General features: G+C 41.4%; 14 protein-coding genes. 8 read left to right on the forward strand and 6 right to left on the reverse strand.

From position 1 onward, the window contains the following. Nucleotides 1-29: 29 nt before the first annotated feature. The 3 genes from ABC361_RS09210 to ABC361_RS09220 are packed head-to-tail and all read right to left on the reverse strand — an operon-like array spanning nt 30 to nt 2759. Entirely contained in the window at nt 30-698 is a 669-nt protein-coding gene (locus tag ABC361_RS09210; RefSeq protein ID WP_413073703.1) for a PepSY domain-containing protein, read from the reverse strand. Beyond that, the gene (locus ABC361_RS09215; protein WP_413073704.1) at nt 685-2061 is read right to left on the reverse strand and encodes a sensor histidine kinase; all 1377 of its coding nucleotides are present in this window, start codon (nt 2059-2061) and stop codon (nt 685-687) included. Before ABC361_RS09215 ends, ABC361_RS09210 begins: the two co-directional genes overlap by 14 nt. Beyond that, nucleotides 2058-2759, reverse strand: a complete 702-nt coding sequence (locus tag ABC361_RS09220) for a response regulator transcription factor (RefSeq protein ID WP_413073705.1) — start codon at nt 2757-2759, stop codon at nt 2058-2060. The genes ABC361_RS09215 and ABC361_RS09220 overlap by 4 nt, the downstream gene beginning before the upstream one ends. Before the next feature lie 278 nt (nt 2760-3037). Between ABC361_RS09220 and ABC361_RS09225 the strand changes: the two genes are divergently transcribed. Continuing rightward, nucleotides 3038-3901 carry an AraC family transcriptional regulator gene (locus tag ABC361_RS09225; RefSeq protein ID WP_413073706.1) on the forward strand — a complete coding sequence of 288 codons (864 nt, stop codon included), beginning with the start codon at nt 3038-3040 and terminating at the stop codon, nt 3899-3901. 386 nt (nt 3902-4287) lie between these two features. Here the strand turns inward: ABC361_RS09225 and ABC361_RS09230 are convergent, their stop codons facing one another. Continuing rightward, complete coding sequence (locus ABC361_RS09230; RefSeq protein WP_413073707.1) at nt 4288-5577, reverse strand: Na+/H+ antiporter NhaC family protein; 1290 nt, start codon at nt 5575-5577, stop codon at nt 4288-4290. A 298-nt stretch (nt 5578-5875) separates the two neighbouring features. Between ABC361_RS09230 and ABC361_RS09235 the strand changes: the two genes are divergently transcribed. The 3 genes from ABC361_RS09235 to nagE all read left to right on the forward strand — a co-directional run bounded on the left by ABC361_RS09235 (nt 5876) and on the right by nagE (nt 8583). After that, nucleotides 5876-6049, forward strand: a complete 174-nt coding sequence (locus tag ABC361_RS09235) for a hypothetical protein (protein WP_413073708.1) — start codon at nt 5876-5878, stop codon at nt 6047-6049. Nucleotides 6050-6167: 118 nt separating this feature from the next. Further along, nucleotides 6168-6995, forward strand: coding sequence for a PRD domain-containing protein (locus ABC361_RS09240; RefSeq protein WP_413073709.1), 828 nt, complete (start codon nt 6168-6170; stop codon nt 6993-6995). 133 nt (nt 6996-7128) lie between these two features. Next, nucleotides 7129-8583: an N-acetylglucosamine-specific PTS transporter subunit IIBC gene (nagE, locus tag ABC361_RS09245; protein WP_413073710.1), complete on the forward strand. Its 1455-nt coding sequence runs from the start codon at nt 7129-7131 to the stop codon at nt 8581-8583. A 184-nt stretch (nt 8584-8767) separates the two neighbouring features. Here the strand turns inward: nagE and ABC361_RS09250 are convergent, their stop codons facing one another. Next, a complete protein-coding gene (locus ABC361_RS09250) occupies nt 8768-9970 on the reverse strand; it encodes a glycoside hydrolase family 5 protein (protein ID WP_413073711.1) in 1203 nt (400 codons plus the stop codon). A gap of 207 nt (nt 9971-10177) precedes the next feature. Next, nucleotides 10178-10597: an Lrp/AsnC family transcriptional regulator gene (locus ABC361_RS09255; protein WP_413073712.1), complete on the reverse strand. Its 420-nt coding sequence runs from the start codon at nt 10595-10597 to the stop codon at nt 10178-10180. Between the two features lie 381 nt (nt 10598-10978). On the opposite strand from ABC361_RS09255, the gene ABC361_RS09260 reads away from it, so the two are divergent. From ABC361_RS09260 to ABC361_RS09275, 4 genes are all read left to right on the forward strand, one after another. Then, nucleotides 10979-11674 carry an isochorismatase family protein gene (locus ABC361_RS09260; RefSeq protein WP_413073713.1) on the forward strand — a complete coding sequence of 232 codons (696 nt, stop codon included), beginning with the start codon at nt 10979-10981 and terminating at the stop codon, nt 11672-11674. A 144-nt stretch (nt 11675-11818) separates the two neighbouring features. Further along, nucleotides 11819-12844: an extracellular solute-binding protein gene (locus ABC361_RS09265; protein ID WP_413073714.1), complete on the forward strand. Its 1026-nt coding sequence runs from the start codon at nt 11819-11821 to the stop codon at nt 12842-12844. Between the two features lie 66 nt (nt 12845-12910). Then, complete coding sequence (locus tag ABC361_RS09270) at nt 12911-14005, forward strand: ABC transporter ATP-binding protein (RefSeq protein WP_413073715.1); 1095 nt, start codon at nt 12911-12913, stop codon at nt 14003-14005. A 1-nt stretch (nt 14006) separates the two neighbouring features. Further along, entirely contained in the window at nt 14007-15662 is a 1656-nt protein-coding gene (locus ABC361_RS09275) for an ABC transporter permease (RefSeq protein WP_413073716.1), read from the forward strand. Nucleotides 15663-15672: the final 10 nt, after the last annotated feature.

The raw sequence follows: 15672 nt of genomic DNA on the forward strand, positions 1-15672 counted from the left end.
AGGAAAATGAGCGTTTAATGAGAAAACGATTAATCCCAAATCACCGAAATGATTACTCCAGAATAGGCATCAACAATGACAATCGCGTCATCATCCCGTCCTGTATCTTCAATTTCAACTTCATAGACAAGTCGGTCATTGAGAGTTTCTTGTTCAATATCGTCAAGCGTTCCCGGTACTTCTGCAAGGGCAAGCTCAACAGCTTCTTCGGGCGTCAAAAGGGCTTGCTGTTCTTCAAGACTGTTCCAAATAATGCTACCTGTGTAGGCGTCAATCTCAGCTTCTCCAGACTGATCGTCAATTTGATAGTCCACAACATATCGGTTTTCTTGCAACGTTACATTGGAAATGTTGACGATCTGTTCAGGAAAAGATGCTTGCAGAATCGATTCAATTTCAGCCTCAGAAAGAGGCTCTTCTCGTTGTTCAACAAGCTGTAAGGATTGGACGGACCCAGAAGTCGCATCAAGAATGAGTTGGTATTGACCGGTATCCTTTAAAAACATAAACTCATACACATTTGTATCGTTTCGATAAGTGCTTGATTGAATCTCGCTTGGTTCATAACGCTCGTTGACCAAAACCGTTACTTCATCATGGGGTAAAGGCTCTGGCTGCATCCACTGATAAACAATAAAGCTAATGAGGAGAACACCGCAAACGCCAATGATAAGAAGCATTGTCTTAAACCTTGTCATCATTATGCTCCTTTCTTACCAAAGGAAACGTGATAGAGAAGGTGGAACCTTGGTTCTCAACACTCGTCAACTGCATAGAACCACCATGTTCTTCAACAATTTTCTTTGCAATCGAAAGACCGAGTCCACTTCCACCCGTTTCCCGAGAGCGAGCTTTGTCAACACGATAAAACCGTTTAAAAATGGCTTCTTGCTCCTTCTGACTAATGCCAATACCATAATCGATTACGGAAATAACACATTCGTTATCACCGTGTTGAATCGTTTTTACAACTAATGGGTCGTCTGAATACTTGATGCCATTATCAAGTAAAATGAAAAGAAGTTGTTTGATTAAATGCTCGGAACCTTGCACGTATAAAGGATGTGCAGGCTTAATAAAGTGAATTTCTCGATTGGAGCCAATGCTCATTTTGGCACATGTTTCCTGAACGAGTTTATCTATGTGTAGACGTTTCCTTTCATGTGCTGGCATTTGTCCATTTGCGAGCAGTAACATTTGCTCTGTCAATCCTTTCATTCTTGACGATTCAGACAGAATGGCATTAACGGCTTCATCGATCATCGAAGAATCATGTTTCCCCCAGCGTTCAAGCATTTTCGCATAGCTTTCTACAACGGTTAGGGGTGTTTTTAATTCATGAGATGCATCAGAAACAAACTGTTGCTGTTGATCTGCGTTCCGTTGTAACAAGTCAATCATATGATTAAACGAACGACTTAACTCAGCTAATTCATCTTGTTTGGTTGAGACGTCCGGCACTTTCTTTAATACCCCGCGCTGACGGATGTCATTCATTGTTTTCGCTAGAGAGCGAACGGGTTTCAAAATAAAGCGTCCTAACGCACGACTAGCTAAAAAGGTCGGAATCAAAATAATGAGGGACGCAAGAAGTAAAATCATCCCTAATAAAGGTAGGGTCTCATCCAAATAATCAAGCCGCTGAGTAAGTTGAAGGGAAACAACTCGACCGTCTGTCCAAATTACAGGGGTAGAGGCTGTTGCATACGATTCATCGTCAATGCTCACTAGATCACTTGATTCTTGAGAAGAGAACGAACTAGGTAATTCAAGCAAATCATCGTTTCGCGTTGCTGTTACGATTACCGTATCCGTTTCATCCACAAGCCGTAACATCCCGCTTTCTGGTGCGTATGCGTTAATAAATTGGTTACGTGACTCAGGACTCGCATTTGCCTGGTCGAGACCTGTCGCAATCGAGACCGCTTGAGTAGAAAGCCGCTCTAATTCACTGTTTGTTAGATTTTCTTTGAACAGCGCATACACAGATAGATTAACGACGAGAAGCAAGATCGTGATAAGACCAGTCGAAAGCAGCGTTATACGCCAAGATAACGTCATAAGCTTGACTCCTTGAACATGTAGCCAGCTCCACGAACAGTTTGAATAAAAGATAAACCAAACGGTTTTTCTAGCTTGTTACGCAAATAACGAATGTAAACATCTACAACATTTGTTTCACCATAGAAATCATAGCCCCACACGTTCTCTAATAGTTGATCTCGTGACAACACTTGATTTGGATGTTCAAGCAGATAGCAAAGTAGTGTATATTCACGATTTGTGAGAGCGACGTGCTTGTTTTCAACGTGTACATCATGGGATGCGGTATCAACATGAAGAGAGCCAGCGGTTAATAGAGAACGAGATGAGTGTTTTTTAGCTATGGGTGCTTGCCGTAGAGACACACGAATGCGTGCAAGTAATTCTTCAATTTCAAACGGTTTTGTCATGTAATCATTTGCCCCTAAATCAAGCCCGGTCACCTTATCAACAGTTGCATCTCTTGCTGTTAGCATAATAACAGGCGTTGCATCGCCACGGCTCCGAACTCGGCGCAACAATTCGATGCCGCTCAAGCCTGGAAGCATAACATCGAGAAGCAATAAATCAAACGATTGGGCTTGGAGCGTTTGCCAAGCATCTAATCCATCGTGAACAATGGTTGTCGTATACCCTTCATGAGTTAACTCTAATTGGAGCACACGCGCAATTCGTTGCTCATCCTCAACGACAAGGATATGGCTCTTTTTCTCCATATCAACGTTCCTTTCAAGAGTTCTATTGTTGAACGTAGCGTACACAAAAAAAGGAAGCATGACAAGTTAGAATTTGATGAGAAAAAGAACAAGAAGAGGCCGCACCTTATTTACTTCGCTCGTGTCTGTAAAGGTAATCGTTATTTGACTCGAATCTAGAGCGATTTATTATGGCATTACGGTATAATAAATCTGTATGAAAGTCAGTTACAACCGCGCACAAATAGACCAGATTATGTTTAGGAATCCCTTTAAGATAAAGCTAAGGAGTTGAGGGTATGGCAATGATTGATGTATTGCAAGAAACGATTGACTATATGGAGACGCATTTATGTGAGCCGCTCACAATCGGCGAGATAGCGAAACAAGCCAATGTGTCTCCGTTTCATTTTCAACGGTTGTTTGCCGTGTTAACGGATATGTCTGTTGGTGATTACTTACGCAAACGGCGCTTAACACTGGCGGCACAAGAATTGGTCCGTTCAGATCTGAAAATCATTGATCTTGCGTACAAATACCAGTACGAAACTCCAGAAGCATTTACGAAATCCTTCCGTAAGCAACACGGGGTTACACCAAGTGCTATTCGGAAAGGGTTTGGCAAAGTAAGTGCGTACAATCGGCTTGTCGTGCACGTACAATTGAAGGGAGCAAATCCAATGCGTTATCGGGTAGTAGAACGAGACGAATTTCAAGTAATTGGAACAAGGAGGACATTCTCACTTAAGAACGATGAGAATACGAGAGAAATACCAAAGATGTGGGATCAAGCTGCAAAGGATGGAACGATCGCAAGCTTGGCTCAGTTAAACGACGGAGAAATCAAAGCCTTGATGGGTGTATGCGTAGACCATCAAGTGAATACAAGTCTAGAAAAGGTAGAATATTGGATTGCGGCAGAGTCCTCTGCGAGTGAATCAGATGAGTTCGAGAAGCTTATTTTACCAGCATCGACGTGGGGCGTATTTGAAGTACATGGACCAGCTCCAAGCGCGATTCAAAAAGTGTGGAAAGAAATCTTCTCAGAATGGTTTCCATCGAATCCCTACGAGCACGCGGGCACTCCTGAGCTTGAAGTCTATGTAGATGAAGATGTGATGAAAGAAGATTCTTATGCGGAGATATGGATTCCGTTGAAGTGAGTTATCTCAAGCTACATGAATAGGTAATGTTTTTATTGTGAGAGATCGACTTTCTTTAAGCATGTTTCAAGATAAAGAATGGTGTCTATTGAGTGCTTTCAATAGACATCTTTTTTATAATTTTTTTATAAGCAAACGAAAAATTTTAGAGATAACGATTCTTAATGTCTGGTAATTTCCAAACCACTAAAAGGTTAAGAATGCGATGTTGTGGCTGATTCTTGTGTACAAACATGATCTGAATCCTGCGTGTTTTTTTTATTTAGAATCCTCACCCTTGGTGAACCAACAACTGGTGGAGAATTTTGCTAGCTCATCCATATGTTTTGCCATAAGAAAACACCCAAACTGCTAGATGTTCACTCTAACAGCTGGGGTGCAGCTCTTTACGGTCTACTCTTTTCTTTCTTTTTCGGATAACCAATTAAAATCGCAACACTTCCGCATATGGCGATGAGCATTGGATAGAAGGAATAGGGAACAATGCTAACTGGTGAAATGCCTGCCACACCTGCGGCAATTAAGAGCTGAGCGCCATATGGAATCAGTCCTTGGACAGTGCATGAAAATAGATCTAGTACACTTGCGGATTTCCTAGGTTCGATCTCATATTGATTGGCAATATTTTTGGCAAGTGGCCCAGTAATCATAATGGCGATTGTGTTATTTGCAGTTGAGAGATTCGTAAGGCCAACTAGACCGGCAATCCCAAATTCTGCGCTTTTTCTCGATTTCACTCGTTTTGTGACGAGTTGAAGTAGAAATTCAATGCCTCCGTTTAACCGAATCAGTTCCATCATTCCAGCGATGAGAATAGCGAGGAACGCCATTTCGTACATGCCTTCCATACCTTCACCGATGCTTTGCAAGAGTTGCAACAGTTGAAAGCTCCCATCTGCTAAGCCGATAATTCCTGCCAACACAATCCCGAGAGCCAGAACAATAAAGACGTTCATTCCGGCAATCGCAAAAACAATAACCAACAAATATGGCACGATTTTATACCAGCTGAAGCTCGTGTATTCAATTGGCGCGCTTTCGCCGGAAGTTAATGTCCATAAGAGAATGCACGTAATAATTGTAGCTGGTAAGACAATCCAAAAATTCACTTTAAACTTGTCCTTCATTTGTGCACCTTGGGAACGAACTGCTGTAATGGTGGTGTCAGAAATGAACGAAAGGTTGTCGCCGAACATGGCTCCTCCAATAATGGCGGCGATGATTAACGCTGTAGGAATATCTGTGATCTCGCTAATGCCAACGCCGATTGGTGCTAATGCGACAATCGTCCCGACCGATGTTCCCATCGCTAACGAAATAAAACAAGCGATGACAAACAAACCAACAGCAAGTAAGTCTTGAGGAACGACTGCTAGCGCAAGCTGAACAGTGGAATCCACGGCACCCATGGCATTTGTTATGCCAGAAAAGGCGCCAGCTAATAAGAAGATCAGCACCATCAGCATGACATTTGGATGCCCGGCGCCTTTACTAAAATGATCAATTTTTTTTGAAAAAGATTCTTGTCGGTTCATTGCAAGCGCAAACGCACTCGCGATTACAATGGCGACAATAACCGGAAACGCATAAAAATCCCCGGTTACGATTCCTGCCCCGATAAATAAACTCAAGAAAATGAGAAAGGGGGTTAATGCCCATGGATTCGGTTTAGTCATTGATGCGTGCACACCCCTAAATAGAAATTAAAAACAGACTTGCTCAACGTCATCGTTGAGGCAGATTCTAACTTAAAATAAAAGCCAAATTCTTTTGTCAGTTTGTAGCATGACGAAAAAATGGCCAAGTCATACACAAGAAGGTAGCATAACAAAAAAACGCTCGATTGAAAATCTTTTTTTAATGGAAGGTGAAAAAGAGAAGCGTTGTTCATCCATTATTCTTTCCGCACATGCAATCTCTCATTTTCTGAATAGACATGAAGAAACCATCTTTAAGGGATTAGGGAGGAGACCTATGGACAATCAAGCGAATGAAAACCGCCACATTCCCCAGCCGATTCGAAGCAACGGAGCAGGGGATGTTGACCGAATCTATGGCGCGACCTGCAAAACCCGAATATTCTCATGCTGCCGAAAACGGTTGTATCGAATGATGAAAGATGAATCTGTTCGATCTTTTTCTACATGAACCTAGAAATAAACATTTACGCCCTGTGTAGTATGTACTATAATGACCTCATTAGAAGGTGTTACTAACGCGATTAGGCATTAGTTCTAGGTTTTGGATTTTCCGGAGGGGACGCGCTATGAACCTCATTAAGTCGTTTAATAATAATGTTGCATTGGTTGAAGATGCTTCTGGAACAGAGTGGGTCGTTCTTGGAAACGGTGTAGGCTTTGGCAAAGAAAAAGGATCTTTAATTAATGAAGAAAAAATAAAGAAGAAATTCATTGCTGCTTCACGACGTCCTTTTGTCGACATGATTGAAGAGATTCCCATCTCAATCTTTGAGACAACGGAAAAAATGATTCAAACAGCTGAAGCGGTGATTGGTGCAACACTGAATCAACAATTGTTTTTAGCACTGGCAGATCATGTCCATCATGCGGTCAAGCGGGTTCATGAAAACGTAGACTATCCGCATACAAATCGTTGGGAGCTGCAAAAGCTTTATCCAAAAGAACACCAAGCGGCCGTTGAAGCCATTCGCGTCGTGTATGATACATCTGATATCATTTTGCCGAAAAGCGAAGAAACCTTTTTAACGTATCATTTTGTAAACGCTCAAGGGCGTTCTGCACAGCTTTCAGAAACAATGAAAATGACCGAGGCGATTAACCAAGTGATTACGGTCATTGAGTACCATTATGAGCTGGAATTAAATGAACAGTCGCTAAATTATTTGCGCCTTCTCACCCACTTGCGCTACTTTTTATTGCGCCAAATACATGGGGAGAAACTAGATCAAAATGATATGGATGATGACCTTGTTGAAATGATTAAAGCAAAGTATCAGAAAGCATTTGGATGTGCGAATAAGATTGCTCGTATCCTAAATAAGCACTATAGTTGGGATATCACGCAGAATGAAAAAATTTATTTAACGCTTCATATTAATCGATTAATTTTATAACGAGTTTGGCGTGTTACTGGTAAAACAGGCATAACCCAAATAGCAACTAGATTTCATTCCGATGAACGCTAGCTGTTGTTTGGGTTTTTTATGTCTTTTTTTTATAAAAAATGGGACAAAGGAGTGAATGAAGATGATGAATTATTTACAGCGGCTCGGACGTTCGTTGATGCTTCCAGTTGCTGTGCTTCCAGCCGCCGCTGTTCTTCTTGGTGTTGGGGCGTGGATTAGCCAATTTCCTTGGGGGGAAGACACCGCTGTTGCAGCTTTTATGATTGCTGCTGGAGAATCAATTATAGGCAATATGGGCATGTTATTTGCGCTCGGTGTGGCCCTCGGTTTGTCTAAAGATAAAGACGGAGCAGCAGCTTTAAGTGGGCTCGTTGCCTTTCTCGTCATTACGGAGGTATTATCTGTTGAATCGGTCGCAGAACTGACGCAGATTGCAGTGGACGATGTGAACCCAGCATTTGACGTCATTACCAACCAATTTATTGGGATTTTATCCGGTGTTGTTGCCTCAATTATGTACAACCGCTTTAGTCACGTGCAGCTACCGGCGGCGTTAGCATTTTTTAGTGGAAAACGGCTTGTGCCAATTGTAACGGCGGCAATGATGATGGCGTTATCAGCACTCTTCTTTTTCATTTGGCCTTATGTGTATAACGGTCTTGTCACGTTTGGAATGTGGATTAGTCAGCTCGACTTTATAGGGGCTGGATTGTATGGCTTTTTCAACCGTTTACTTATTCCGACAGGACTCCATCACGCGTTAAACTCTGTCTTTTGGTTTGATGTCGCAGGAATAAATGATATCGGAAACTATTGGGATGGAGAGGGAGAAGTAGGCATCACCGGACGTTATCAAGCAGGCTTCTTTCCAATTATGATGTTTGGTGTGCCAGCGGCGGCCTTGGCGATGTACCATACCGCGCATGCAAGCAAAAAGAAACAAATTGGTTCCCTAATGTTAGCGGCAGGTTTTGCGGCATTTTTAACAGGGGTAACAGAGCCAATTGAATTTGCGTTTATGTTTGTTGCACCGCTCTTGTTTGTTGTTCATGCAGTCTTAACTGGACTGTCTCTCGCCATTGCAGCGTTTTTCCAGTGGACAGCAGGATTTTCCTTTAGTGCTGGACTGCTTGATTTCTTCTTAGGTTTTCCCCTTGAGATGGCGAATCAGCCTTACATGCTACTCGTCCAAGGTGTCATTTTCGGCGCAGTCTACTATGTGTTATTCCGATTCTTAATTGTGAGATTTAATTTAATGACCCCAGGTCGTGAGCCTGAAGGAGAGGGCTTGGACATGTCTGAAGAACCTATAGAAACGGATGAATCAAACAAGATGGCAATGATGGCGAGCACGATTTATCAAGCTTTAGGTGGTGATGACAATGTCGTCACGATCGATAATTGTGTCACACGTTTACGACTGGAAGTGAAGGATATGGAGAAAGTCGATCAAGCAAAAATTAAACAAACGGGTGTACCAGGCATTAACGTTGTGTCCGATCACAATATCCAAGTAGTCGTTGGCACTCAAGTTCAGTTTGTCGCCGATGAAATGAATAAGATTCGTAAAAACTAATTAAGAAAGTCAGGGACGGAAGGATATGACTAGAATGAAAAGACGAAGATCCAAATTCTGGATTGTTCGTCTTTTCGTTTTTCATCTAAAGTAACGTAAGGAGAACCCGTGTTCATGGAAAGCGATGGACTCTGCTTTTTCTTTTAAGAAGAACTCAACGTTTCGTCCCTGCCTTTTCTATGTCCTATGGACGTTTTGTATAGCTTTGAATCACATCGACAATCGCATCATTTCGAGTGAAACTTGTTTCCGTTTCAGCAGTAGCCCATTTTCTTCTAATGTCTGCTTCACTGTCAGAATAAATATCCACTTCCGATGGGTTTCCAGTGTACATGCCCCAGCTACTTCCTTGACCTGTTACTTTATACGTCCATGTCGTATAACTCCATCCATGCTCTTCATACACACGTAGTGCATAATCCCAACTCTGTAAATTGTTAAACAACGTAAATTCGCCAACAAACAGAGGGACAGGATAATTTGTCATCTCATTCACCATAGTTACTTTTGAATCCACAAACTTCTTTTGATAATCAAGATTGTCGATATCGTCCCAGCCGTAAAAATGGTAGGAATACACAACGTTTTCCCACCCGTACAAATCGGGGTGAGGAAGGTCCATCGGGTCCCAAATCGCTTCAATAATGATGATATGATCTGGATCTTTTTTTCGAATCGCTCGATAAAGGCGATCATAAAAATCAAACTGTTCTTTTCCACTCGCGCCACCAGGCTCATTAAGCAAGTCATATCCTGCGACCCAGGGGTGATCTTTATACCGTTCTGCAATGCGCTCCCATAAAAAGACCGTTCGCTCCATATTCTTGGCGTTTCCATATAAATTTCCCACGTCTGGGTATCGCGTATCGCCAGAATGATCTTTGCCGTTTTGGGATCCAGGTGCACCGTGTAAATCTAAGATGACGTACAGAGAACGTAACTCTGCTTCTTTTACAAACCAGTCTATTCGGTCAAAAGCAGTTGCTTTTAAACTCCCGTCATCGTTCAACATTTCAAAATAAGTAAAGGGAAGGCGAATGACATTCATACCTTCATCCTTAATGCGGTCAAAATCGCTTTCTTGCCAGTACGAATCTTGAAAAAGGTTCACAAGTTCCCAAGCAGTTCCTTTTCCAAACCGAGATGTGAGCGTATCAAGTGCTGTTTTTTGATCCGGTGCATTTGTTGGTGACATCCAATTTTCCATGACAAGCCAACCGCCTGCATTCGTTCCACGCAAAATAACTTCATCACCAGTACCAAACTCGTTTCGCAATTTCTTGCCGTCCGTTTTTAAAAAAGGTGTATAGCCTGTTTGTATGTGAGTGTGCACGATCGTCTTTAATTCAACATCTGTCTGTTCATTTGCAGCTTGCATGTCCGTCATTTAAATCCTCTCCTTTATAAAGGAATACGGTCTATAGAGGAAATCTATGAAAGAAAACAACGGTTTTTGAATTATTTTTATACGATCTGTAGAAACTGCGATGCATACGGAACGTCAATTTTGCTGATGGTATTCAATTGATGTTACCTCCTACATGATTTAAGCATATTGTTGACGTTTACGTTAAGTTCAAGGGGATTCTTAATGTTAAATCGTCTTATTCAAGACAGGAGATGATAAGTTCATCATTGTGTAAGGCTCGCCGTATTCCATGACAGCATCTATAAGCTGTTCTAATTGTTCATTGGTCTCTGTGACAATTTTGACTAAGTAGCTGTACTCACCAGTGAGTCTATGACACTCAATCACGATAGGGGTGTCTTTGCAAAATGCTCTAAACTGTTTGCATTTATGTGTTTTTACTAGCATGAATGCTTTCACAGATTTGTTGAGTTTTATCGCATTGATTTTGGCGCCATAGCCTTCAATCACGCCGCTTTCTTCTAAGCGCTTGACTCTTTCTGTAACAGCTGGTATTGATAAAGAAATTTTTTTCCCTAATTCGGTCATGGACATTCGGCCATCTTCTTGAAGTAACGTTAAAATGTTGCGATTGATTTCATCCATTTTCAGATCTCCTTCAAACTTAAATTGTTTATAAACGATTGAATTTCATAACAGGTAGTAATAGTCATATTTACGAATAATAACAGCAATATTGTTTTAAACATTCGTCTAATTAAATGGCGACGACTCCCTCGGGAACAGCACGAGTTTGAAGACATTGGAGCGAGATTTTACACGGAAATGGCTGAGACCGTGCCCGGGGAAAGCGTTCGCCACTTTAGATAGATCGACCATCTTTTTCGCAACAATTTCAGATTATGAAAGTGACTCAAATTTTATCCTTTTATTTTAAGGTAAAAAGTCAGAATTGACGAATAAAACGTATTCGGTTATAGCGCAATTTCCATTAAGATAGTACAAAATAGGTAGGGGGATAAGGGAATGAATCAATGTCTCGAGTGTAAGAAATTTATCCAGAACGAATGGTGTAGTTGTGTTCACGGCTGCACGTTTTGCAAGGTTTGTACAGATTTAATGAAAGGCGTTTGTCCAAATTGTAACGGATCGCTTTGTAAAAGAAGTTCAAACAAAAAGGCACTTTTCGTTATCGATGTTCAAGAGGCTTTTAACGATCCAAATTGGGGAGAGCGTAATAATTTAGATGCCGAAGCGAACATTAATAAACTGTTAAAAACATGGCGGGCGAACGGGCATATGGTGGTGATGATTACGCACGTGTCAGACAACCCAACTTCATTGTTCTATAAAGGGAGCAGGAGTCAACAATTAAAATCTAGCCTTCATCAAGATCCTCGTGATTTTCATATTGAAAAACGAGTTAATAGTAGTTTTATTCAAACGGATTTAGAAAAGTTATTGACAGGGCATGGCGTGACAACCGTTGTTGTGACAGGTTTAACAACTCCGTATTGCGTATCAACGACGGCAAGAATGAGTGCGAATCTAGGTTTTGATACATATGTGGTGGAAGACGCAACAGCTGCTTTTGGGCTAACGGGGCATACCAACCGCTACTATGACGCAAGTACGGTTCACGAGGTATCGCTAGCTACATTAGAGGGGGAGTTTGCAAAAGTCATGACGACGGAGATGATGGTAAAAGGAAATTTTGTATAAGACGATCAAAACAGTTACTTTGATGTAGCTGTTTTTTCTTTTAAGGACAAGCTTATTAATTTTGGATATATTTTAGTCATTTTAGGATTAACGCATGCCTCATGCTGAGATAGGATAGAGCTAGGAATAAGAGGAGGGGATTTTTTGAAAGCGCTTAAATTAAGTGGGGTACTTCTTTGCGCGTGTGCTGTATTGGCTGGGTGTAACAATTCGAGCTCTGGGTCAGGAGAAGGGGAACTCGTCATTTATACGACTAGAAGTGAAAATTTAAATGAGGCGGTTATTCCAAGTTTTGAAGAGGAAACCGGTATTAAAGTGCAAACGATCTCGGCAGGAACGGGTGAAGTGGTGACTCGTGTGGAGTCGGAACGGAATAATCCGCAAGGGGATATTTTATGGGCAGCTGATGTGACGATGCTTCACGATAAAACCGATCTTTTTGAGGAATATGTGTCGCCAGAAGATGAATTCATGATGGAAGGTTTTAAAAATACAACAGGGTTTTTCTCCCCTGCTTTTTCAGATCCGACGGTATTTATCGTCAATACAGATTTGATTGGCGATATTCAAATGGAAAGTTTTGAAGATCTACTAAATCCTGAGTTAAAAGGGCGAATTGCGTTTGGAGATCCAGTTAATTCAAGCTCTGCTTTTCAATCTTTAGTGGCAATCTTATACGCAGCTGGGGATGGTGACCCTATGGCTGAAGAGGCTTGGACATTTGTAGAAGCGTTTCTAGAAAACTTAGATGGCAAAGTTCAAGGGAGTTCTGGTCAAGTCCATAGAGGTGTAGCAGATGGTGAGTACACAGTCGGACTTACCTGGGAAGATCCTGTTATTCATTATATGCAAAGTGGGGCTGCGGTTGATGTAGTCTTTCCAACAGAGGGAGTGGTGTACCCAGGACAATCGGTTCAAATTATTAAAGGGACCGATAATTTAGAAGGAGCAAAGAAATTCATTGACTATGTGTTGTCGGAAGTAGTGCAAAGCCGAACGGGGATGGAACTAACGGTTCGACCGCTCCGGGAAGGAATTGAAGTGGCGGACTATATGACGCCACAAGATGAGATTCATTTATTTGAAGAGTACGACGAAGAATACATCATTGAGCACACCGATGATATTACAGCTCGCTATGTGGATGTGCTTGAGCAATCGATGAATTAGCAAACAAGATATGCAGGGGAAAGGAAGCTCTGCATATCTATTTTTCTATTAAAGGGGATGAAAGTAATGAGCGTTGCCATTCATATTGATCAAGTCGTAAAAAAATATGAAAACCAGACCGTTATAGATGGTTTATCCGTTGATATAAAGAAAGGAGAACTTTTTACATTACTTGGTCCTTCTGGATGTGGGAAGACCACATTATTGCGGATGATTATTGGATTTAATTCGATTGAAGGCGGTTCCATCAAGCTTGATAATGAGGTCATTAATCATATTCCCGTCAATAAGCGGAAAATGGGCATGGTGTTTCAAAACTATGCGATTTTCCCTCATATGACGGTTGCCGACAATATTGCATTTGGTTTAAAAGCGCAAAACCAAGATAAACAATCAATGAGCAAGCGGATTAAAGAAATGATGAAAGTTGTACGAATTGAAGAACATCAAGCGAAAAAGCCAGATAAACTGTCAGGTGGTCAACAGCAACGCGTTGCCCTCGCACGAGCTTTAGTCATTAATCCGAAAGTGTTATTGATGGATGAACCTTTATCGAATCTGGATGCAAAACTACGCGTGGAAATGCGGAACGCAATAAAAGACATTCAGCAAGAAGTAGGAATCACAACAGTCTATGTCACACATGATCAAGAGGAAGCACTTGCGATTTCCGATCGAATTGCAGTGATGAATAAAGGAGTCATTGAGCAAATTGGAAAGCCGGAAGCGATTTATCTGCGACCACGGACATTGTTTGTCGCTCAATTTATAGGCACCTCAACAATTATTAAAGGAACCATAACGAAACAAGGCGATGACCACTTTCTTTCATTCAACGATACGTATAAAGAAAAGCTCCCTAACCTAGTTGAATCAGTAATAGATGGGGAAGAAGTGTTGGTTTCTGTCCGGCCGCAAGAATTTATTGTCACAACTGACACGAGTAGCATCTCTGGAGTTGTAAACAAAACGATGTTTTTAGGAATTAACACCCATTATTTCGTCACCCTTAATTCTGGTGAATCCGTTGAAGTTGTTCAAAATATCGAAGACCATGCCATTATTCCAGAAGGGACGTCGGTGCAGCTAAAAGTAAAACCTGCGCTAATTAATGTGTTTCATCAGTCTAGTGAAGAGACGCTAATAAAGGCAGGTGAGTAACATGTTTCGCAAAATTTTTAACGGCTGGAATCTAATCACGTTATTCATTTTACTATTTTTCGCTTTATTTATCTTATTCCCGGTCATTCTTGTATTAAATAAAAGTGTATATGATGCGGAGACAAGTAGCTTTTCTCTCCAGTATTTCGCGCATTTCTTCGATCGTAAATTTTACTGGGTGACATTATGGAATAGCATAAAAGTTACGGTTGTTGCGACCTTTTTGGCGGTTATGATTGGCTTGCCTTTGGCGTATATTCTTAGGAGAGTGAAGATCTTTGGCAGCAAAGCCATTCAAATTTTAATTATTGTCTCGTATATTTCACCGCCTTTTATCGGGGCTTATGCGTGGATTCAATTGCTTGGTCGTGGTGGCGTCGTTACGTCGTTTATCAATGATACATTTGGCATGAATTATGACGGAATCTACGGATTCGCAGGAATTGTACTCGTATTGACGCTACAATCCTTTCCATTAATTTTTATTTATATTTCAGGCGCTTTGAAAAATGTGGACAATTCGCTGATTGAAGCAGCAGAGAGCCTAGGGTATTCTGGAATGCAGCGCATGATGAAAATCGTGGTGCCGTTGATTACGCCAACGCTTTTAGCGAGTGCGCTCCTTGTGTTTATGCGCGTCATTGCAGATTTTGGTACGCCGATGTTAATTGGTGAAGGCTACCGAACGATTCCAGTATTAATCTACACACAATTTATGAGTGAAGTGGGCGGGGATGCTGGGTTTGCAGCGGCAATCGCAGCAATTTTCATTATTGTCACCATTGCCTTGTTTTTAGTGCAACGGATTATATCAAGGCAGTATGCCTATTCCATGTCTGCGCTTAAACCAATGGAAGTGAAGCGTTCGTTTGGAATAAAACATGTTCTAAGCCACAGCATCGTTTATGTCATCGCGCTGTTGTCCATTTTACCGCAACTAGTTGTCATCTACACGTCCTTTCTTGAAACAACAGGTGGTCAAGTATATACCGGACGATTCTCGCTCCAAAACTACGAAACGATCCTGTTTAATCGGGATCTATCAATGATTCTAAATACGTATAAGCTAGGATTTTTTGCGATCATCATCATTGTGATCATTGGCATCTTTATTTCGTATTTAACTGTACGAAAGCGAAATGCGATTACGTCTACACTCGACACGATTTCGATGCTCCCGTTTGTCATTCCCGGTTCCGTTCTCGGAATTGCGCTTGTCTTCGCCTTCAACGATGCGCCGTTTTTCTGGACAGGGACAGCATTCATTATGGTGCTTGCGTTTGTCATTCGACGCATGCCTTATACAATTCGATCAAGTACAGCAATTATTAGCCAAATTAGCCCGAGTATGGAAGAAGCAGCGATTAGCCTCGGGGCTTCCGAAAAGCGAACGTTTTTTAAAGTGGTTGTGCCGATGATGATGCCTGGTGTACTGGCTGGAGCCATTATGAGCTGGATTACCATTCTCGGTGAATTAAGTGCATCCATTATTTTGTATTCAAGCAATACACAAACGCTTGCTGTATCTATTTACTCAGAGGTGATCCGAGGAAATTTCGGCAATGCATCTGCTTATTCGGCCATTTTAACGGTAACATCAATCTTGTCTCTCCTATTATTCTTTAAATTAACTGGAAAAAAAGAGATGAATCTTTAGTAAAATCAAC

Source organism: Shouchella phoenicis, assembly GCF_047238345.1.
Lineage (GTDB): Bacteria > Bacillota > Bacilli > Bacillales > Bacillaceae_D > Shouchella.